This window comes from Mesorhizobium sp. B2-1-1 (genome assembly GCF_006442975.2).
Classification (GTDB): domain Bacteria; phylum Pseudomonadota; class Alphaproteobacteria; order Rhizobiales; family Rhizobiaceae; genus Mesorhizobium.
In genome coordinates this window covers 4,701,273-4,720,169 of record NZ_CP083954.1, presented here as the reverse complement: position 1 = coordinate 4,720,169, position 18,897 = coordinate 4,701,273, and the positions used below count along the sequence as shown (strand labels likewise).

Here is an 18,897-nt window from a genome sequence, read left to right as displayed (position 1 = left end):
AAAAATATTCCTCTCGTTACGCGTTGTGTTTTGTCCCATCCGGCGGCCCATCGCCTTGTCGGCGCATGGAATGGGCCCATTTGGCGGTCCGGATACGAGCCATCTTGTAGGCGTCGAGGATCGACAGCGCATAGATCAGGAAGCCGCCGGCGTGGCGGCCGACAAAGCTGGCGTCGGGCGGGGCGATCTTCGCCGTCACCCAGGCCAGGATGACCATGAAGAAAAGAAACTGCAGGCCGCGCGTCGGAACGCCCAGCATGACGTGGCCGCTGCCCGGCAGCAGGGTTGCCGCGCCCAGGACGATATATGGGCTGGTAGGTCCGGGCGAGGGGGTTGCGCCGGTCATGCCGCTTTCCGTTCGTTCCTGTTGATCGCGTCGCGCAGTCCCGAAAGGGATACGAGCAGCCGCGAGATCAGCGCCGGGTCGATTTGCGCGTCACCGAAAGCGGCTTGCCGGAAGACACCGTAGCGGGCCCGCTCGGCTTCGGCCAGCAGCCAGACGATACGCACACCCTTTGGCGTGATCAGTAGCTCCTTGGCGCGTCCTTCTGAAAAGGGCTCCAGATGGTCGGCGATGATGTTTTGCGGGAAGCGCACGCCTCTGCGGTCCGTTCGAAGCACCGCCTCGGCGGGAAAGCCGGGCGCCTTCGGCAGCGTGTGGTCGAGATGGTCGAAATTGGAGAACGTCGTCGGCGAGCCCGGCCGCATCATCATGTCGAACGTGCCGGGCACGACTGTTTTCTCCGTTATCGATACGCTGAGCCAGCGCGCCGGCAGCTTTCTCGTCGCCAGCGTGTCGACGATGGTGCGCAGCTGCACGCGCTGGCCATTCCACGAGCCTTCCCAGGTGATGACGCCGGCAGTACCGTCCGAGACATCTTCGGCGTCGGCAATGACGGCGCGGATGCTGGCCTGGTCGGCGGCGCGTGCCACGGCAGCCCTGTTGCGGCTGCGGCGTGCCAGCCAGGCAAAATGCAGGACGAGAGCCAGGACAGCCGCCCCGGCAAGCAGTGCTGACGTCACCTCGGACATTTCGTCATGCCAGGCCCGCCCAATTCGGACGGGCCTACTCCCATCAATAGCCCTGCGGTTTCGGCCACGGCATGGTGAACTGGTCGCCGCGCCGTACGAATTTGTAGCGGTAGAAATGGAACCACAGCGAGATCAGGAAATAGAACGCGACCATGGCGATGAGCTGCGAGCCGAAGCCGAGGAAGATGGCGAAGAAGGTCACCACGCACAGGCAGAACAAGACGATCGCCGGCAGCGGGTGGAAGGGATGCGTGTAGCCGCGGCGGATGGAGCCCAGCGGCCACTTCTTCCGGAACATCATGATGTTGATGCTCATGAACGTATATTGCAGCACGCCAGACAGGATCGAGAAAGTAATCGCCTGGTTGAGGTCGGCGATGAAGGCGAAGGCGAGCGCGATCGGCAGCAGGAACAGGATCGAGCGGTAGGGTGTGCGGTATCTCGGGTGCACCGCCGAGAACCAGCTCGGCAGGTAGCGATCGCGGCCGAGCGAGAACCAGGCGCGCGCCGCGTCGTTGATGCAGCCATTGGCGGACGCCAGTGCGGCAAGCAGCGTGGCGATGAACAGCAGGTTTTCCAGCAGCGGGTTGCCGGTCAGCTTGCCGGCGTCCCACAGCGGATAATAAGTGATGCCGAGATATTCCCAGGGCATCAGCGAGGCGCAGACATACCAGGTCATGGCGGCGGCGATCAGAAGCGTGATCATGCCGGCCATCGTGCCATAAGGCAGCGAGCGCGCGGGCGAGCGCACTTCCTCGGCCGCCTGCGTGGTGCCCTCGATGCCGAGATAGTACCAGATGCCGAACTGGAAAGCGGCGATGACGCCGATCCAGCCATAGGGCAGCGCGTTCTCTGGGGTGACCAACTCGTTGAGCTTGAGCACCGCGCCTTGCGTCCACGGGCTGACCGAGAAGAACAGGATGACGATGGAGATGTAGGCAATCGCGGTGATGACGAAGTTGACGTTGAGCGTCATCAGCACGCCGCGATAGTTAAGCCATGCCAGGACGACGATGGTGGCGGCGATGAAGGAGTTGTGGGTGAGGCCCTCGACGCCCGCCTTGGCGACGATCGTGTCGCCGAGCAGGATGGCGTCCGACACTTCGAGCATGGTGTAGGCAAAGACCAGGAACAGCGCGACGTTGAAGGCCATCAGCGGCCCGACGATGTGCTTGGCCTGCGCATATTGGCCGCCCGCGGCGGCGACCGTCGACGTCACTTCGGAATCGATCATGGCGACCGAGGTATAGAGCAGCCCGACGACCCAGCAGACGATCAGCGCGGCAAGCGCGCCGCCCTTGTCGGCGGAGAAATTCCAGCCGGTGAACTCGCCGACCAGGACGATGCCCACACCCAACGCCCAGACATGGGCCGGGCCAAGCACCCGAAGCAGCGAGACCCTGTCGCCATTTGTTGCCGAACCCGCAGTTTCAACCACGACCGTCATCGATCAATCCCCACTCAGATCCGGTGTTTTTCGGAAGCGGCTTCAAGTTCGCCTTCGCGCGAGGACGTCAGCACATCCTCGGAGTAGGTCGTATCGACCTTGAACCAATCGTAGAGCATCCACAGCGCAAGCACGATCGAGATGCCCCAGCATGCGTAAGAGAGTACTATCCACATGGTCTGTCCCCGGATTATTTCTCGTCGAACTTCTCGTTGATGACGTCGCGATATTCACGGTCCGATGCCCGGAACAGGAACACGAAATAACCGATCAACACGGCTGCCATGACAACCAGCGTCGGCCAGTCGATGATGTAGTGGAAACGGTTCTGGATGATGTCGTGCGCGGTCTCGGGCGTATAGCCGAGCCTTTCCCAAATCGACGCCATGGTCGGGTTCTGGCCGAGCGCCTCCCAGGTCTTGGCGTCGAGCGCATCGATGGACTTGGCTGCTCCCGCCAATCCCAGTTTCAGCGGCAGCCACAGCGCCACGAAGATGGCGACCACGACGACGGCGATATCGAAGACCTGCCCGGCCTTGCTCTGTTGCGGCGGCGTGTAGCGGGACATGCTTCTCTCCCCCCTCAGGATTTGCGGTTGCGGTCGTAATTCTTGATGTCGAGCCCGTAGATGAACTCCTTGTCCTCCTTGTAGTGGTTGACCATGGCCAGGATCGCCGCCGTGTTGAAGATCAGCACCGCGGCGGCGGCAATCGCGACGACGGCCTTGATGCCGTCATGCGGGATATGCGGCCATGTCATGAAGAGGACGAAGAGGATCGTCGCCCACAGGCAGACGATCAGGAGCGCGGATCCGCGCAAGTCGGAACGGTACAGCGCCTCGATGCGCTGCTGCAGGTCTGACATCGGTTTTCCCCTTTTTCGACGTCCGGTTCCGAATCCACCGTCCGCCGTTCTCTTTCAAGAGAGTGAAATTTTTTTCATAAATTCAGACCGAATTCGGAAATTGTCAAGGCGAATTTACGCAGAGTTAACCGTCTTGTTCGGATGACGAATTTTGCCTGACAATGAAATTATTTGCTTTCAGGGGATTGCAGGCCCCACGCGTTTGCGATCAATATTCGCTCAAAGCTCCAGCCCGCGCGCACAGGAGCAGGGAACATAATCAAAATATCGAACGGAGGATCGGATGACGGCATCCTGGAGATTTTCAACCCTGGCGGATCGCCATCGCGCGCTGGGTTCGAAACTCGAAGACTGGAGCGGCATGGGCACCGCCTGGACCTACGACAAGGATGCCGACGAGGAATACATCGCTATCCGCACCAAGGCCGGGCTGATGGATGTCTCGGGCCTGAAGAAGGTCCACATCACAGGCCCGCACGCCTCGCACCTCATCGATCTCGCCACCACGCGCGACGTCGAAAAAATCTATCCCGGCAAATCGGCCTATGCCTGCATGCTCAACGAGGCGGGAAAATTCACCGACGACTGCATCCTCTACCGCACCGGGCCGAATAGCTGGATGGTGGTGCATGGCTCGGGAACCGGACATGAGGAGTTGCAGCGGGCGGCGATGGGCAGGGACGTGTCGCTGCGCTTCGACGACAATCTGCACGACCTCTCGCTGCAGGGGCCGGCGGCGGTCGACTATCTTGCCAGGCACGTGCCGGGCATTCGCGACCTCAACTATTTCCATCACATGCAGACGCAGCTCTTCGGTTTTCCGGTGATGATCTCGCGCACCGGCTATACCGGCGAGCGCGGCTATGAAATCTTCTGCCGCGGCCAGGATGCCGGCACGATCTGGGACAGGATCCTCGACGAGGGCAAGAGCGCCGGCATTATCCCGTGCCGCTTCACCACGCTCGACATGCTGCGCGTCGAGAGCTATCTCCTGTTCTATCCCTACGACAATTCGCAGAAATATCCGTTCGAGAATGAAGGCCCCGGCGACACGCTGTGGGAACTCGGCCTCGACTTCACCGTCAGCCCGGGCAAGACCGGCTTTCGCGGCGCCGAGGAGCACTACCGTCTCAAGGGCAAGGAGCGCTTCAAGATCTATGGCGTGTTGCTCGACGGCAAGGAGCCGGCCGACGAGGGCGCCCCGGTCTATCGCGATGGGAAGAAAGTCGGCGTCGTCACCTGCGCCATGTATTCGCCGCTGGTCGAGAAATCGATGGGCATCGTCCGCCTCGACGTCGACTGCGCCGTCAAGGACACAAGGCTCGAGATCCGCAACAGGAGCGGATCGATCAAGGCGACGGCGCAGCCATTGCCGTTCGATGACCCAAAGAAGACCAAGCGCACGGCGAAAGGCTGAGGCATAGTCGAAGGCGAGGGTTCGAGGCACGAAGCAGAGAATGGCAGCCAAGTCGATCATCAGCCGGCCCGTCTACGGAACCTTGTCGCCGCAGCCCGGCAAGCATCATCTTTTCATCGCCGATGCCGAGGGTGCGCTCGCGATAGCGGACATGGCCAAAACGGCTCCGGACAGGTTCTTCGACGGTGCCGAGATCGTCTTCATTCCCGGGCCGGACGACAAGCATGTCGCCGCTCTCGAAGCGCTGAAACCGGCGCGCTTCCACCAGGCGCCGTCCTTCGCCAGCCTGCTGCCGCGGCTGAAACAGACGCTTGATAACGCGCATATGGGCCTGCGCCTCTATCTCGCCGGTACCGAAGGGCTGATCGGCCAGGCCATGCAGGTGGCGCTCGATGCCGGCATCGACCACACCGCGATCCAGACCGAACATCGCGGCTCGCTGGCGCGCCGCGTGCAGTGCGTGCATTGCAAGGGCATCACCGAGAATGTAACGACGCAACCCGCCACCTGCTCGCATTGCGGCCTGCTACTTCTGGTACGCGACCACTATTCGCGGCGGCTGGCGGCGTTCCAGGGCGTCTGCATCAATGCCGAGGATCGCAGCGAAATTCCTCCGATCGAGGAGGTCTTCCGATGAGCACCGGCACCACCAAACTCGACGTCGTCGTCAGCGATGTTGTTCCCGTCAACGAGCTGGTCACCCGCTTTCATTTCCGCCGCCGCGACGGCGAGCTGTTGCCGACCTTTTCAGGCGGTGCCCATGTCGTGGTCGAGATGCGCGACGGCGACCGCACAAGGCTCAATCCCTATTCGCTGATGGGCTCGCCGCTCGACACGCGCGAATACACGATCTCGATACGTCGCGACGATGTCGGCCGGGGCGGCTCGCTGTTCATGCACCGGAGCGTCAGGCCCGGGCTGGAGATGGTGATCTCCTATCCCGTCAATCTGTTCTCGCTCGATCTCAGGGCGAAGAAACATTTGATGCTGGCCGGCGGCATCGGCATCACGCCCTTCATGGCCCAGACCGCGCAGTTGGCGGGCGAGGGCGGCAATTTCGAACTGCACTACACCTGCCGCACGGCTTCGCTCGGCACTTATGCCGATGTGCTGCAACAGCGTTACGGCCGCCGGGTCCGGCTCTATCACGACGACCGCGGGGAACGCATAGACCTCGACCGGCTGCTGTCGTCGCAGCCGCTCGGCACGCATCTCTATGTCTGCGGTCCGGCAGGCATGATCGGCTGGGTGCGCGAGCGCGCCGCCGCGCTTGGCTGGCCACCGGAGACCGTGCATTTCGAGCATTTCGCGGCACCGCAGCCGGGATTGCCCTTCGACGTGACGCTGGCAATCAGCGGCAAGACCATCCGCGTCGGCGAGCAGCAGAGCCTGCTCGAGGCGATCGAGGCGGCCGGCGTCGATCCGCCCTATCTTTGCCGCGGCGGCGTCTGCGGCCAGTGCGAGACCAACGTCATCGCGTCCGACGGCAAGTTCATCCACAACGACCATTGGCTGAGCGAGGAAGATCATCGCTCCGGCTGCAAGATCATGCCGTGCGTGTCGCGCTTCGAAGGCAAATCGCTGGTGTTGGAAAGATAGGAGGCGAGCTTGGGCATCACCTTTCGCAAGGAAACGTTTCGCGACGACTTCACCTTCAGGAACAGCCCTGAGCACATCAGGCGGTTCCCGTTTCCGTTCCATGAAGACAGCTACATGTATGCGGTCAACATCGAGCCGCATGTCGTCGGTCCGAAGGGCAGCGTGCTGGAAAACCTGATAGATGTCGATGAGCACTATGTCGCCGAGATGCAGGACCGCGCTCTGGTGCTGGCCGAGGATCCGTTGCGCTGCCAGTCGCTGCCGCACATGACGCTCGCCGGCTGGGATCTGCTCGAACTTCTGATGGAGCAGCAGGCGCTGGGCTATCCCGAGCATTTCACGCTGACCCGAGACGGCGACCGCTGGCGCTGGATCAACCGACCGCTCGGCATCGACGACACCTTCACCTTCGGCGACACCTCGACCTTGCCTTACGGGCCGATGGAATACATCACCCGCCAGAGCCAGGGCGATTTCTGCATCCTCGACCAGCGCGACGGCAATCTTTGGATGGATGCCGGCATGGTCACCACCCAGGCCGACTGGTCGCTCGACTTCGACATCGGCATGAACTTCTTCGAGTGGCACGCGCCGGTGCCGCTGGCGCACGAAAAGGGGATTTTCACGCGCGCCCTGAAATTCCTCACCAACATCCAGCAAGGCAAGCCGGCGCGTCGCCTCAACTGGACGATGACCATCAATCCGCGCCTCGACACCAGCCCCGAGAATTACCACAAATGGGGTCCGGACCGGGCGACGGTGACGCCCGACAATGTCGGCGACAAGGTGCATCTGCGCGTCGAGTTGCAGAGCTTCTGGCGCCTGCCGCGCTCCAACGCCATCGTCTTCCCGATCCGCTGCTACCTGATCAAGATGGACGAGCTGGTGACGCAACCGAAATGGGCGCGCCGCCTGCACCGCGTCATCCGCGACCTGCCCGAGGAGCTTGCCACCTACAAGGGGCTGACGCGCTACCGCCCGACACTGGTCGAGTGGCTGTCGAAATTGGATGATGGCAGTGCGACGAGCCCGGGATTCGGGCCGGATTGATTGCTGTATTGACGCTGCCCTCCAAGCAGCCAATCCCCCCCCAAGAGGGGGAGATGCCCGGCAGGGCAGAAGGGGGGCGCCGTGGAGCGCAGGCCTTGCCCAATGTCCAACCTCTAACGCTCCGCGAAACTCACCCGCCGCCCAGCCCGGCCACAATCACGACATGCTGGCAGACACTGTCGATGTCGCGGATAACATCGTCGTTCCAGAAGCGCAGGACGGTCCAGCTTTTTGTCCGGGCATGCAAGTCGACGATATGGCCGGCGATAGGCATCTGGCGCCGAAACCCCAGTCCCATCAACCTATGTGCCCTGATCTCATTCCAGAGCTTGAGTTCGGCGTCGGTCATCACCTTGCGCATCCTGCGCGCATTGCGGCGGTTGTTGGCGGATACGAGATTATGCGTCATCGCGGTTCGCCCCCCTCTGTCCTGCCGGACATCTCCCCCTCAAGGGGGGAGATCGGATGCCACTTCGGCTTTCGCCAATCGCCAATGCTGTAAAAAAGGAGATCGAGCTCCGTTAACCCGCGCTCTGCGGATAGCAGATGATCGACAGATAGCGCATCGGCAGTTTCGTCAGTTGCTCCGGCCCGTGCGGGGCGTCGGCGTCGAAGAACAGGCTGTCGCCGGGCTTCATCGGGTAGAGATTGCTGCCGTGTCGGTAAACGACCTCGCCCTCCAGCATATAGAGGAACTCCATGCCCTCGTGCTGGAAGGTCGGGAACACGTCCGAATCCTCGGTCAGCGTGATCAGATAGGGCTCGACGACGACGCCGCTGGTGTTCGAGCCGATGTGACCAAGCAGATTGTACTGGTGGCCGGCGCGCGTGCCGCGGCGCTCGACGTCCAACCCTTCGCCCGCCTTGACGAAAACGGCGCTGCGCTCCTCTTCGAAGCGGCGGAAGAAGGCGGTGACGGGAACACCCAGCGCCCGCGACAGCGCCTGCAAGGTGGTCAGCGACGGCGAGGTGATGCCGTTCTCGATCTTCGACAGCATGCCCAGCGAAATGTCGGTGGCGACCGCCAGATCGGCGACGGTGATGCCGAGCTTCTTGCGGAACGCGCGCACCTCGCGGCCGATCGCCACTTCCAGCACCTTTTCACGCGTGTCGCGGATGGCGTGCGGGTTCTGGGTAAGCGGCGCGCGGATGGTCTTCCCGTCCACCGAGACCTTTGGCAGCGGCTTTGCCTTTGCGCCGCCGGCTCCAGCACCGGCCTTTGGATTTGAAGCGTTTTTCGCCATGTCGCCCCCGGACTTCGCGGATTTATTTCACTCAAGGTGAACATATTCGGTGGCGATACATGAGCGCAGCCGCGTCGGCAAGCCGTCTTATGCCGCATGCGCCAATCCCGCGATTTCGGGCAATGCGGGTTCTTCGCCAGGAATCCGCCTTGCGCAAACGCCGTTCCCGCAGATGGCTGTTGACAGTGCCGGAGGGCCAATTACTGTCACTGCCAGTGAAATTTGTTTCGCTGGGGAAATCAAAAAAATGGAGGCCCGGACATGAACACTCGCGTTGCCGTCATCGGGGCCGGACCGTCCGGCCTAGCACAGCTCAGGGCCTTCAAGTCAGCGGCCGACAAAGGGGCAGACATTCCCGAGATCGTCTGCTTCGAAAAGCAGTCCGACTGGGGCGGCCTGTGGAATTATACATGGCGCACCGGCCTCGACGAACATGGCGATCCGGTGCACGGCTCGATGTATCGCTATCTCTGGTCGAACGGGCCGAAGGAATGCCTGGAATTCGCCGACTACACGTTCGAGGAACATTTCGGCCGACCGATCGGCTCCTATCCCCCGCGCGCCGTGCTGTGGGACTACATCAAGGGCCGCGTCGAAAAGTCAGGCGTGCGCAAATGGGTGCGCTTCAACAGTCCTGTGCGCATGGTGACCTTCTCGGACGAGACGAAGAAATTCACCGTCACCGCGCATGACCGCACCAATGACGTCACCTATTCGGAAGAGTTCGACAATGTCGTCGTCGCCTCCGGGCATTTCTCGGTGCCAAACGTTCCCTATTTCGAGGGGTTCTCGACCTTCAACGGCCGCATCCTGCACAGCCACGATTTCCGCGACGCGATGGAATTCAAGGGCAAGGACATCCTGATCATCGGACGCTCCTATTCGGCCGAGGACATCGGCTCGCAATGCTACAAATACGGCGCGAAGTCGATCACCTCGAGCTACCGCTCCAAGCCGATGGGCTTCAAATGGCCTGAGAACTGGAAAGAGGTGCCGCTGCTGCAGAAGGTCGTCGGCAAGACGGCGCATTTCAAGGATGGTTCAACCAAGGATATCGACGCAATCATCCTGTGCACCGGCTATCTCCATTCCTTCCCTTTCCTCACCGACGACCTGAAACTCAAGACCGCCAACCGCATGTGGCCGCTGGATCTCTATGAAGGCGTCGTTTGGGAGAAGAACCCGAAGCTTTTCTACATCGGCATGCAGGACCAGTTCTACACTTTCAACATGTTCGACGCGCAGGCTTGGTACGCGCGCGACGTCATCATGGGCCGCATCAAGCTGCCGTCCGCGCAGGCAATGGCCGAGCACGGTGCCAGATGGCGGGCGCGCGAGGAGACGCTGGAAGACGCCGAGCAGATGATCTGGTTCCAGGGCGACTACACCAAGGAACTGATGGACCAGACCGACTATCCCGGCTTCGACGTCGAGGCGGTCAACCAGACCTTCATGGAATGGGAGCACCACAAGGTGGAAGACATCATGAGCTTCCGCGACCATTCCTACCGCTCGTTGATGACCGGCACCATGGCGCCGCTGCACCATACGCCGTGGCTGCAGGCGCTGGACGATTCGATGGAGAGCTATCTGGAAGTGAAGGGCGTCGCGGCGGAGTAGCGGCTTTCAGGCCGGCAACACGACCCAGTCGTGGCGGCTTTCGCCATAGACGGCTTGCGTCGGCGCGGGGAAAGACGGATCGGCGAAACAGCCGACCGCGACAGCGACCGCCTCCGGTTTGCGCGACGGATACCAGAACACCGTCGAGCCGCAGTTTCCACAAAAGTGGAACGTGACGGGAAAGCCGCTGTCGGAATTGCGCCGGAATGTCTGGGATGAGCCGTCGATGTCGATCGCGTCGGCAGCGAAAAAAGCCGCTATCCCGAACGGACTGCCGGTGCGCCGCTGGCAGTCCAGGCAGTGGCAAAGCGATATTTTGGCCGGCTGTTGCGGACAGCGGATCTGCAATTGGCCACAGGTGCAGCGGGCAATCCTGCTGGTCATGTCTTCCTCCCTTGATAAGTTCGCCGCTTGAGCTTAACCCAGCCTCGCCCGTGCCTTGGCCGTCCAGGCATTGAACAGCCGGTCGGCGACGATGCCGATGAAGGCGATGGCGAGCCCTGCGACGATGCCGCGGCCCGAATCGGCCTTGGACAGCGCGATGAACACCTCCTGGCCGAGATCACGGGTGCCGACCATGGCGCAGATGATGATCATCGCCAACGCCATCAGGATCGTCTGGTTGACGCCCAGCATGATCTCGGGCAGCGCGAGTGGCAATTGCACGCGAAAGAAAGTCTGGCGCGGCGTGCAGCCCGAAACCTTGGCCGCCTCGATCAGTGCCGGCGGCACCTGCCTGATGCCGTGATTGGTGTAGCGGATCGCCGGCACCACGGCGAAGGCGATCGTTGCGATCATCGCGGTGACGTCGCCGACGCGGAAAAGCATCACCACCGGAATGATGAAGCAGAAGGAGGGCAGCACCTGCAGCGTGTCGATGACGGGCGTGGTCACCTTCTCGAAGCGGTCGCTGCGCGCGGCCATCAGGCCGATCGGAATGCCGATCAGGCAAGCGATGAAAGCCGAGATGCCGCAGAGATAGACGGTCGCCATCGTCTTTTCCCACAGCCCGGTGACGGCGCAGAAGGCGGTCAGCACTGCCACCAGAGCGGCCAGGCGCAACCCGGAAAGCTGAAAGCCGGCAAGGCCGAGCAGGAACACCGCACCCAGCCACGGAAAGCCCTCGCAGAAGGCCCGCACCGGGTTCAGCACGTTAAGGATCAGCGCCACGCGGAACGCCTCGATGACGTCGAAGAAGTTGATCGTCACCCAATTCACCGCCGCTTTCCACAATGGCGCGGTGGTGAAGGTGATCGCCTTCGGCACCGCCGCGAAGGCAGGCACGAAGAGGCCAAGCAGTGTGGTGGCGATCAGGATGGCGACGGCCAGCGTCAGATTGCGCCGCCAGAAGGCGGGCTGGACTTGCCGGTGGACGTGACCTTTTGCATGGTTGGCGGCGATGGCCTGGCTCAGCCGGTCGAGCGCGATGGCTAGCGCCACGATGGCCAGCCCCGCTTCCATGGCTTCGCCGACCTTCAGCGCACGCAGCGCCAGCAACACGTCATAGCCTAGCCCGCCGGCGCCGATCATCGAGGCGATGATCACCATGTTCAGCGCCAGCATGATCACCTGGTTGACGCCGACCATCAGCGTCGGCCGCGCCGACGGCAAAAGCACGCGCCACAGTTTCTGCCGCGCCGTGCAGCCGGCCATCTCGCTGAAATCGTCGATCTCGGACGGCACCCGCGACAGGCCGAGCATCGTTGCCCGCACCATTGGCGGCGTGGCGAAGATGGCGGTGGCGATCATCGCCGAAACCGGGCTGTTGCCGAACAGAAGCAGCATCGGGATGAGGTACGCGAAGGTCGGGATGGTCTGCATCAGATCGAGGGCAGGGGAGACCACCAGCCGCTCCGCCCAGGGTTTCCGCCAAGCCCAGATGCCGACGAACAATCCCGTGGCGATGCAGAATGGCACGGCGATGGAAATCAGCGCCAGCGTCAGCATGGCGCTGGTCCATTGGCCGAACAGCGCGATGTAGAGAAAACAGCCGCCGACCAGCATGCCGAGCTTGCGACCGCCAGCGGCATGCCCGGCGACAAAGGCTGCCGCGCAGACGCCGATCCAGGACAGGCGCGGCAGCACATAGGCGTCGGCACCGTGGCCGATCTTGAAATTCTTGGCCAGAAGGTCGAGCGCGAAATCGAGCGGCACGCCGAGCACGGCGGTGATCGACCGCGTCAGCCATGACAGGTTTATCTTTATCCAGCGCATCAGGGCGCTGACCCAGTCGGCGACCGGCACGATCGCCTCGGCCGGATAATTGACGGCCCAGGGAAGACTGTCCTGGAGCAGGAACACGACCAGCACCACCGCAAGCGCTGCGGCCCAGACCAGCAGCCGGGTCTGCGCCGGTCGCGGCCTCGTCCCACTGGCGCTTGCCGTTACTGTCATGCACCGGCTCCTGACCTCTCGATGCCGGCGAGCAGGTCGATCACCGCTTGCGGCGTCACCTCGCCGATCGGCTTGCCGCTGCCGTTGATCACCGCGAACGGTCTGCCGCCCGCCACGATGCTGGCCGAGAAGCTGGCAATCTTGGCCTCCGGCGCCACCGTGCCGCCATGCTCGGCGCCGTCGCAGGCGCGCATGAGGCTCTTCGCCGAGATCACCTTGGCGCGGTCGACGTCGCGGGTGAATTCGGCGACATAGTCTGTCGCGGGATTAACCACCAGTTCCTCCGGCGTGCCGATCTGGATGACTTCGCCATCCTTCATGATGGCGATGCGGTCGGCCAGCCTTGTCGCCTCGTCGAAATCATGGGTGATGAAGACGATGGTCTTGTGCAGCATGGTTTGCAATCGCATCAACTCGTCCTGCATCTCGCGGCGGATCAACGGGTCGAGCGCCGAGAACGGTTCGTCGAGGAACCAGATCTCCGGCTTGGTCGCCAGGCTGCGGGCGATGCCGACACGCTGCTGCTGGCCGCCTGAAAGTTCGCGCGGATAGAAATGCTCGCGGCCGCGCAGGCCGACAAGCTCGATGACTTCGCGGGCGCGTGCTTCGCGCGTCGCACGGTCCTGCCCCTGGATGCTGAGCGGAAAGGCGATGTTGTCCAGCACGTTGAGATGCGGCAGCAGCGCGAAATTCTGGAACACCATGCCCATGCGGTGGCGCCTGAGTTCGATGAGCGCTGCATCCGAGATCTTGAGCAGGTTCTTGCCCTCGAACTCGACCTTGCCGTGCGTCGGCTCGACCAGACGCGACATGCAGCGCACCAGGGTCGACTTGCCCGACCCCGAGAGCCCCATGATGGTGAAGACCTCGCCCTGGCGGATTTCAAGATCGACGCCGCGTACCGCCCCGACCAGTCCGGCAGCGGCGACATCGGCCATGCTGGCCTTGCCGTCGCGCTCGCGGATGAAACTCGCCGCGCTCGAACCGAACAGTTTCCAGACATTGCGGCAAGCCAGCTTTATCGGGCGGGCATCCTTTGGCGCGCCCGCAGCGTTCGGTCCGTGTTCGGTCTTGTCAGGCATTCAAGCGTCCTTCTGGAATATCGACGATTGAGGCCCGGCCGATCGACGGCCGGGTCTCATTCTCCAGTCGGAGCGATCACTGTGCCCAGGCTTTCCAGTCGGCTTCGTGGGCGGCGATCCAGGCGGCGGCGACGTCCTCCGGCGTCTTGCCGCCGAGGTCGATCTCGCCGCTCATCTTGTTGAGCTCGTCGGTGTCGACCGTGTAGGCCTTGGCCACCTTGTAGGCGACGGGCCATTTGTCCTTCATGCCGTTCCAGGCATATTTCCAGATCTCGCCATGCGGCTTGCCGCAATCATATTTGGCATCGGGATTCGTGCCCCATTTCGGGTCGCTGTAGCATTCGGGCGTGTATTCGGGGAATTCGACCCACTCGCCCTTGTATTTGGCCGGCGCCCAATGCGGCGAATAGATCCACAGCATGATCGGCGCCTTGCGCTGGTAAGCGGAATCGAGCTCCGCGAACATCGCCGCGTCGGTGCCGGCGTGGATGACGGTGAATGGCAATTTGAGTGCCTCGACGCGCTCGTCGTCAAAACCCTCCCAGGTCACCGGACCGCCGAGATAACGACCCTTGGGCGCCGTCTCGGCCGTCGAAAAGGCCTCGGCGCATTTCGGATCCTTCAGCGCTTCCCAATTGGGCAGGCCCGGGCATTTCTCCTTCATATATTCGGGGAACCACCACTCTTCCTTGGCCTTGGGGCCGAGCTTGCCGAGGCGCTCGGTCTGGCCGGTGGCATCGGAAGCCTTCATCGCCTCGCCGGCGGTCGTGTCCCAGAATTCCAGGCCGACATCGAGGTCGCCATTGGTGAGACCGGTGGTCAGGCTGGAGAGGTAATCGGCGGTCGGATATTCGACGGTGTAGCCGAGCTTTTCGAGAATGCCGCCGAGAATCTTGGCGTTGAGGTTGACGCTGGTCCAGTCGAACAGCGCGATCTTGATGGGGTCGTTGGATTCAGGGGCTGCGGCGTGGACGGAAAGCGTTGGCAGGCTCAGTGCCGCGAGCGCGGCGGCGCCCAGGGACAGTTTAGAAACTCTGCTCCGAAATGACATGCTTGTTCTCCTTCAAGCTGTGACGGTTATCGTTCGTTCCCTTCTTGCGTCTTTCTGCCCTTGTTGGGTTTTTTCTTGATTGTGTTGGAAAGACCTGCCTTTGCGCAAGGCCGTTTCCGCCATCGCGCGGCCAAAACCGGCGCAGGCGGGATTGTGCTGAGTTTTTGATTTGCGGAAATGGTGCTGAGAGGGTCGGCGTCATAGCTGCCGACGCATCGCTACGACAGCGATCACCTGCCGGTCGATTGCCAGCCTTATGGCGCCCTGCAAAATGCGAGCCATCAGGGTCCCCTGACCTCGGCTATCGGCCCGGCAAGCCCCATCGCCAGGACGGTTTCATGGGATGAAATTATATATACCAACGTTCATCGCGCGCAACGACTAAGGCTTTGCTGGATGCATAATTCGGACCGCAGGCGAGGTCGCACCCAACCCACCTGCCGAGCCACCTTACCAGCAGACGTAGCCGCCATCGACGATCAGGTCGAGGCCGGTGACGAAGCTCGACGCGCGGCTGGCCAGGAACACGGTCGGCCCGACCATTTCCTCGGGCGCCGCCATGCGCCCCATCGGCGTGTCGCGCTTGAAGATCTTTATCTCTTCCGCCACCTCCGGCCGCTTGTTCATCGGCGTCAGCGTGTAGCCCGGGCTGACCACATTGACGCGCAGGCCGCGGTCGGCCCACTCCATGGCGAGGCTCTTCGACATGTGGATGACGGCGGCCTTCGAGGAATTGTAATGCGCCTGCGTCAGCCCGCGATTGACGATGGTGCCCGACATCGAGGCGATGTTGACGATCGAGCCCTTGCGCCGCGCCAGCATCTTGCGCGCTTCGGCCTGGCAGGACAGGAACACGCCGGCGACATTGACCTCGTGCACCTTCCGCCACGTCTCCAGGGCCATTGTCTCGGCCGGCTCCGATCCGGCGATGCCGGCATTGTTGACGGCAATCGTCAGGGCGCCGAGTTCGCTCTCGACGCGGTCGGTCGCCGCCGCGAGATCGCCCTCGGACGTCACCGTGCCCGTCAGCACCAGCGCCTTGCGCCCAAGCGCGGTGATACGCTGTGCGGTCTCCTCCAGCCCGCCCTTCGATGCATGGCCGAAACAGGCGACGTCGGCGCCGGCCTGCGCCAATCCGATCGCGATTGCCTGGCCGATGCCGCTGCCGGCACCGGTAACCAGCGCGACATCGCCGTCCAGCTTGAAAAGATCCATCGATAGCCCTCCCTGCTTCAGGGAGGGTATGCGCTGTCCCGCGTTCCGATCAAGCCTTCAGCGCGGGCATGGCGACACGGCTAGAAATAGCCGTCGGAGGCGGCCGTGGCTTCTTTCGGGATCTCGACGCCGTCGACCAGGATCTTGTCGACCAGTTCGTGATGGAAGCAGACCAGGCCCTTGATGCGCTCCGCCTCATGCACCGGCTCGGGATAATACCAGACGAGGTTCTCGTGGCGCTTCTTGCCCGTCGTCACGTGATAGTAGTTGGAGATGCCCTTGTAGGGGCAGCGCGAGATGTAGCGGCTGGGCGCGAACATATCGAGCCGCGTGTCGGAGATTGGCAGATAATGGCGTACCGGATGGCCGGTCTCGAACAGGAACACGCCGCGCCGTGAATCGGCGACCTGCTCGCCGTCCAGGATGACCTGCACCCGCCGTGAGGACGGCAGGCAGTCGACCCGCCGGAACGGGTCGCGGGCGTGGACGAAGATCTCCTCGTCCTCCTCATACCAGTGCGTCATCTTGGGCCAGTAGAAGGACATGTAGTCCGCGATCGGCGGACAGCCCTTGACCGGGTCGAGATAGCGCCAGGCGGCATCCTCGACCAGCGTGATGCCGGTGTTGAGCGAGTAGTGCGTAGCCAGGCCCTTGAACGGATCTTCCGTCGTCGTCCTGCTCGGCAGCAGGAACTCCTCGCGCACGTCACTCATCGGGAAGTAGTAGACCGGCAGGTGATCGGATTCGTAGAACACCAGCGCCCTGGTCGTGTCGGCGACGATCATCGATCCCACTTGCACGCGCAGCCGCTTCTGCATCGGCATGGTGAAGGCGACGTAGCCGGGCTCGAACTCATACTGCACGATCGTGTCGAGCAAGGGAAAATGCGGCCCGCGGCCGCGCAAATGAGGCTTGCGAATGGTAGTCTCCCGTTTCTTTTCTTTTGTCATCGAGTGTTCGCGCAAAGCGAGATGGAGCTGGATTGAGTCATCGTATCGGAGTGGGTTTCCGGGCGGCGGGCTTCTCCTGAGTCGAGCGGCTCGAACAATGGCCCCCCATCGCCCTTCGCAGCCCGCTGGCGGATAGCCTCGCCGCCCGAAATCAGAAATTGTCCATCCAGCCCCTATCCCAGCGACACCCGGTCGAGCAGCAGGCCGGCGGCGATCGGCGGCAGCCCGCTGACATTCTTGCGCACCGGCACCAGGAGGTCGGGGAAATAGCTGAAGATGACAGGCGTCTCGTCGAGCAGCAGCTTCTGGATGTCTGACGCCGCCGCGCGCTGTGCGCCGATGTCGAGCGCCTTGAGATAGGAAGTGACCATGCCGTCATAGGCTGGGCTCTTGAAATGCGCCGCGTTCCACGGACCGTCGCTGACCAGCGGGCTTTTCAGGAACACGTTCGGCACGCTGCGATGGGCGTAGTCGGTGATGCCGAGCGGGCTGTCCAGCCAGTCCGATTGACCGAACACCGCCTTGCCGTAATATTTGTCCTGGTCCTCGATGTTGAGCGAGACGCGCGCGCCGATCTCCTTGGCGAAGTTCTGGAACAGCTGCGCGTAGCCGGGAATGTCGGAGTAGCGCAGCGTCGTCAGCGTGATGTCGAAGCCGCTGCCGAGGCCCACGGCTTCCATAAGCTGCTTGGCCTTGGCGATGTCCTGGGCGCGCTGCGGCACCGTTCTGTCGGTCGCGGGGAAGGCCGGCGCAAACGGGCTGTCATTGCCGGTCGCCGCCATCCCGCGGCACAGCCCATCCACCAGCTTGGAACGGTCGATGCACAGCGCCAGCGCCTGGCGCACGCGCTTGTCGGTGAAAGGCGCCATGTCGCAGCGCATGTGGAGCTGGCGGTGCGCGGTCGAGGCGACGCGCAGCACGGTGATGTCGGGGCTGTTCAGCACCACTTGGCTGACATCGAGCGGAACGGCGTCGAGAATGTCCACTTCGCCGGCCTGCAGCGCCAGGATGCGCGGCTGGACATCGCCGTAGAATTTGAACTCGAGCCGGTCGGGCAGCGCCTTCTCGCCCCAATAATCGGGGTTGCGGATGAACGTCGCGCCGACTTTCGGCGTGTAGCTCTCCAGCCGAAATGGGCCGGTGCCTTCAAAAGTCTTTTCGTAATCGCCCTTGTAGCTCGCCGGCAGGATGACGGCATTGTAGTTGTCGATCGACACCGAATAGGGAAAGCTGCCGTTCGGCACGTCGAGATGGAAGGCGACGGTGTGGTCGTCGACCTTGCGGGTGCCGCCCTTCGACAGCAGGCCCTTGAACACCGAAAGCGCGTTCGAGGCCCCGTCCGGGTCGGCCAGCCGGTCGAAGGTCGCGACGACGTCGTCGGCCTTGAAGTCCTCGCCATTGTGGAATTTCACGCCCTTGCGCAGCTTGAACGTCCAGACGCTGCCGTCCTCGTTCGGCGACCAGCTTTCCGCCAGCACCGGCTTCAGCGTGAGGTCCGGCTGTGTGACGCAGAGGAATTCGGCGGTCTGGAAAACCAGCTGGTAGCTGCCGCTGTCGTAGTAGGTGACGGGATCGATGGCCCCGCCTGGCGTCGCCACGCCGGCGCGCACCGTGCCGCCCGGCTTGCCTTCGGCGCGGGCTTCTTGCGTGTCGAGACCGGCGGCGGCGACAAGGCTGCCCAAGAACGGCAGCGAAAGGCCGAGAACGCTGCCATGACGCAGGAAATCGCGCCGGTCGAGCCGGCCGGCCAGCAACTCGTCGACAGCGGAATTTTCGATTGCAGTCAGATTCCTGCGGGCGATGTCGATCCTCTCGAAATGCTTCGGCATGGCTGCAATCCTCGCTTGTCTTGGGACAGGCCATCTAGTTCATCGTTGACCGCGAGCGGAAAGCGATATTTTTTGATAGGGGGCATCGGAATTTTCGATGCGG

20 protein-coding genes are annotated in these 18,897 nt (G+C 62.6%); 5 read left to right on the top strand and 15 right to left on the bottom strand.

Annotated features, from left to right (window positions below; genetic code table 11):
* Window positions 1–16: 16 nt before the first annotated feature.
* Genes FJ972_RS23245 through FJ972_RS23220 form a run of 6 tightly spaced genes read right to left on the bottom strand, consistent with a single transcriptional unit; the run spans window position 17 to window position 3,343 of the window.
* Entirely contained in the window at window positions 17–346 is a 330-nt protein-coding gene (locus tag FJ972_RS23245) for a hypothetical protein (protein ID WP_140497867.1), read from the bottom strand.
* Window positions 343–1,032 (bottom strand): hypothetical protein, encoded by a 690-nt coding sequence (locus tag FJ972_RS23240; RefSeq protein ID WP_181167650.1) that lies wholly within the window; start codon window positions 1,030–1,032, stop codon window positions 343–345. The genes FJ972_RS23245 and FJ972_RS23240 overlap by 4 nt, the downstream gene beginning before the upstream one ends.
* A 43-nt stretch (window positions 1,033–1,075) precedes the next feature.
* Window positions 1,076–2,479, bottom strand: a complete 1,404-nt coding sequence (locus FJ972_RS23235; RefSeq protein WP_140497869.1) for an APC family permease — start codon at window positions 2,477–2,479, stop codon at window positions 1,076–1,078.
* Window positions 2,480–2,493: 14 nt separating this feature from the next.
* Complete coding sequence (locus FJ972_RS23230; RefSeq protein ID WP_140497871.1) at window positions 2,494–2,655, bottom strand: hypothetical protein; 162 nt, start codon at window positions 2,653–2,655, stop codon at window positions 2,494–2,496.
* A 14-nt stretch (window positions 2,656–2,669) separates the two neighbouring features.
* Entirely contained in the window at window positions 2,670–3,047 is a 378-nt protein-coding gene (locus FJ972_RS23225) for a hypothetical protein (protein WP_140497873.1), read from the bottom strand.
* A 14-nt stretch (window positions 3,048–3,061) separates the two neighbouring features.
* Window positions 3,062–3,343: a hypothetical protein gene (locus tag FJ972_RS23220; RefSeq protein WP_140514705.1), complete on the bottom strand. Its 282-nt coding sequence runs from the start codon at window positions 3,341–3,343 to the stop codon at window positions 3,062–3,064.
* Window positions 3,344–3,626: 283 nt separating this feature from the next.
* Here FJ972_RS23220 and FJ972_RS23215 point away from each other — a divergent pair, with 283 nt between their 5' ends.
* Genes FJ972_RS23215 through FJ972_RS23200 form a run of 4 tightly spaced genes read left to right on the top strand, consistent with a single transcriptional unit; the run spans window position 3,627 to window position 7,409 of the window.
* Window positions 3,627–4,760 carry an aminomethyltransferase family protein gene (locus FJ972_RS23215; RefSeq protein ID WP_140520860.1) on the top strand — a complete coding sequence of 378 codons (1,134 nt, stop codon included), beginning with the start codon at window positions 3,627–3,629 and terminating at the stop codon, window positions 4,758–4,760.
* A gap of 40 nt (window positions 4,761–4,800) precedes the next feature.
* Window positions 4,801–5,397 carry a dimethylamine monooxygenase subunit DmmA family protein gene (locus FJ972_RS23210; RefSeq protein ID WP_140520859.1) on the top strand — a complete coding sequence of 199 codons (597 nt, stop codon included), beginning with the start codon at window positions 4,801–4,803 and terminating at the stop codon, window positions 5,395–5,397.
* A complete protein-coding gene (locus tag FJ972_RS23205) occupies window positions 5,394–6,359 on the top strand; it encodes a PDR/VanB family oxidoreductase (RefSeq protein WP_140520858.1) in 966 nt (321 codons plus the stop codon). Before FJ972_RS23210 ends, FJ972_RS23205 begins: the two co-directional genes overlap by 4 nt.
* A gap of 9 nt (window positions 6,360–6,368) precedes the next feature.
* Window positions 6,369–7,409, top strand: coding sequence for a heme-dependent oxidative N-demethylase family protein (locus tag FJ972_RS23200; RefSeq protein WP_140520857.1), 1,041 nt, complete (start codon window positions 6,369–6,371; stop codon window positions 7,407–7,409).
* A gap of 130 nt (window positions 7,410–7,539) precedes the next feature.
* On the opposite strand, the gene FJ972_RS23195 is transcribed toward FJ972_RS23200, so the two are convergent.
* Complete coding sequence (locus tag FJ972_RS23195; RefSeq protein ID WP_140520856.1) at window positions 7,540–7,818, bottom strand: endonuclease domain-containing protein; 279 nt, start codon at window positions 7,816–7,818, stop codon at window positions 7,540–7,542.
* 112 nt (window positions 7,819–7,930) lie between these two features.
* Window positions 7,931–8,653 (bottom strand): helix-turn-helix domain-containing protein, encoded by a 723-nt coding sequence (locus tag FJ972_RS23190; protein ID WP_140497887.1) that lies wholly within the window; start codon window positions 8,651–8,653, stop codon window positions 7,931–7,933.
* Window positions 8,654–8,914: 261 nt separating this feature from the next.
* On the opposite strand from FJ972_RS23190, the gene FJ972_RS23185 reads away from it, so the two are divergent.
* Complete coding sequence (locus FJ972_RS23185) at window positions 8,915–10,273, top strand: NAD(P)-binding domain-containing protein (RefSeq protein ID WP_140520855.1); 1,359 nt, start codon at window positions 8,915–8,917, stop codon at window positions 10,271–10,273.
* 6 nt (window positions 10,274–10,279) lie between these two features.
* Here FJ972_RS23185 and FJ972_RS23180 read toward each other — a convergent pair whose 3' ends face one another.
* From FJ972_RS23180 to FJ972_RS23150, 7 genes are all read right to left on the bottom strand, one after another.
* Window positions 10,280–10,657: a GFA family protein gene (locus tag FJ972_RS23180; protein WP_140520854.1), complete on the bottom strand. Its 378-nt coding sequence runs from the start codon at window positions 10,655–10,657 to the stop codon at window positions 10,280–10,282.
* A 33-nt stretch (window positions 10,658–10,690) separates the two neighbouring features.
* A complete protein-coding gene (locus FJ972_RS23175; protein WP_140520853.1) occupies window positions 10,691–12,667 on the bottom strand; it encodes an ABC transporter permease in 1,977 nt (658 codons plus the stop codon).
* On the bottom strand, window positions 12,664–13,749 hold the full coding sequence (locus FJ972_RS23170) for a quaternary amine ABC transporter ATP-binding protein (RefSeq protein ID WP_140497895.1): 1,086 nt from the start codon (window positions 13,747–13,749) through the stop codon (window positions 12,664–12,666). Before FJ972_RS23170 ends, FJ972_RS23175 begins: the two co-directional genes overlap by 4 nt.
* Before the next feature lie 76 nt (window positions 13,750–13,825).
* The gene (locus FJ972_RS23165) at window positions 13,826–14,800 is read right to left on the bottom strand and encodes an ABC transporter substrate-binding protein (protein WP_140520852.1); all 975 of its coding nucleotides are present in this window, start codon (window positions 14,798–14,800) and stop codon (window positions 13,826–13,828) included.
* A 450-nt stretch (window positions 14,801–15,250) separates the two neighbouring features.
* A complete protein-coding gene (locus FJ972_RS23160) occupies window positions 15,251–16,015 on the bottom strand; it encodes an SDR family oxidoreductase (protein WP_140514719.1) in 765 nt (254 codons plus the stop codon).
* Window positions 16,016–16,095: 80 nt separating this feature from the next.
* Window positions 16,096–16,965, bottom strand: coding sequence for a DUF427 domain-containing protein (locus FJ972_RS23155; RefSeq protein WP_140497901.1), 870 nt, complete (start codon window positions 16,963–16,965; stop codon window positions 16,096–16,098).
* A 173-nt stretch (window positions 16,966–17,138) separates the two neighbouring features.
* The gene (locus tag FJ972_RS23150; RefSeq protein WP_140520851.1) at window positions 17,139–18,794 is read right to left on the bottom strand and encodes an ABC transporter substrate-binding protein; all 1,656 of its coding nucleotides are present in this window, start codon (window positions 18,792–18,794) and stop codon (window positions 17,139–17,141) included.
* Between the last annotated feature and the right edge of the window lie 103 nt (window positions 18,795–18,897).

Excerpts from the sequence above, each read along its gene's own strand:
- FJ972_RS23185 (WP_140520855.1), top strand. The coding sequence starts at position 8,915 with ATGAACACTCGCGTTGCCGTCATCGGGGCCGGACCGTCCGGCCTAGCA.
- FJ972_RS23180 (WP_140520854.1), bottom strand. The coding sequence starts at position 10,657 with ATGACCAGCAGGATTGCCCGCTGCACCTGTGGCCAATTGCAGATCCGC.
- FJ972_RS23160 (WP_140514719.1), bottom strand. The coding sequence starts at position 16,015 with ATGGATCTTTTCAAGCTGGACGGCGATGTCGCGCTGGTTACCGGTGCC.
- FJ972_RS23215 (WP_140520860.1), top strand. The coding sequence starts at position 3,627 with ATGACGGCATCCTGGAGATTTTCAACCCTGGCGGATCGCCATCGCGCG.
- FJ972_RS23165 (WP_140520852.1), bottom strand. The coding sequence starts at position 14,800 with ATGTCATTTCGGAGCAGAGTTTCTAAACTGTCCCTGGGCGCCGCCGCG.
- FJ972_RS23170 (WP_140497895.1), bottom strand. The coding sequence starts at position 13,749 with ATGCCTGACAAGACCGAACACGGACCGAACGCTGCGGGCGCGCCAAAG.
- FJ972_RS23205 (WP_140520858.1), top strand. The coding sequence starts at position 5,394 with ATGAGCACCGGCACCACCAAACTCGACGTCGTCGTCAGCGATGTTGTT.
- FJ972_RS23195 (WP_140520856.1), bottom strand. The coding sequence starts at position 7,818 with ATGACGCATAATCTCGTATCCGCCAACAACCGCCGCAATGCGCGCAGG.
- FJ972_RS23245 (WP_140497867.1), bottom strand. The coding sequence starts at position 346 with ATGACCGGCGCAACCCCCTCGCCCGGACCTACCAGCCCATATATCGTC.
- FJ972_RS23225 (WP_140497873.1), bottom strand. The coding sequence starts at position 3,047 with ATGTCCCGCTACACGCCGCCGCAACAGAGCAAGGCCGGGCAGGTCTTC.
- FJ972_RS23240 (WP_181167650.1), bottom strand. The coding sequence starts at position 1,032 with ATGTCCGAGGTGACGTCAGCACTGCTTGCCGGGGCGGCTGTCCTGGCT.
- FJ972_RS23210 (WP_140520859.1), top strand. The coding sequence starts at position 4,801 with ATGGCAGCCAAGTCGATCATCAGCCGGCCCGTCTACGGAACCTTGTCG.
- FJ972_RS23150 (WP_140520851.1), bottom strand. The coding sequence starts at position 18,794 with ATGCCGAAGCATTTCGAGAGGATCGACATCGCCCGCAGGAATCTGACT.
- FJ972_RS23230 (WP_140497871.1), bottom strand. The coding sequence starts at position 2,655 with ATGTGGATAGTACTCTCTTACGCATGCTGGGGCATCTCGATCGTGCTT.
- FJ972_RS23190 (WP_140497887.1), bottom strand. The coding sequence starts at position 8,653 with ATGGCGAAAAACGCTTCAAATCCAAAGGCCGGTGCTGGAGCCGGCGGC.
- FJ972_RS23175 (WP_140520853.1), bottom strand. The coding sequence starts at position 12,667 with ATGACAGTAACGGCAAGCGCCAGTGGGACGAGGCCGCGACCGGCGCAG.
- FJ972_RS23220 (WP_140514705.1), bottom strand. The coding sequence starts at position 3,343 with ATGTCAGACCTGCAGCAGCGCATCGAGGCGCTGTACCGTTCCGACTTG.
- FJ972_RS23235 (WP_140497869.1), bottom strand. The coding sequence starts at position 2,479 with ATGACGGTCGTGGTTGAAACTGCGGGTTCGGCAACAAATGGCGACAGG.
- FJ972_RS23155 (WP_140497901.1), bottom strand. The coding sequence starts at position 16,965 with ATGACAAAAGAAAAGAAACGGGAGACTACCATTCGCAAGCCTCATTTG.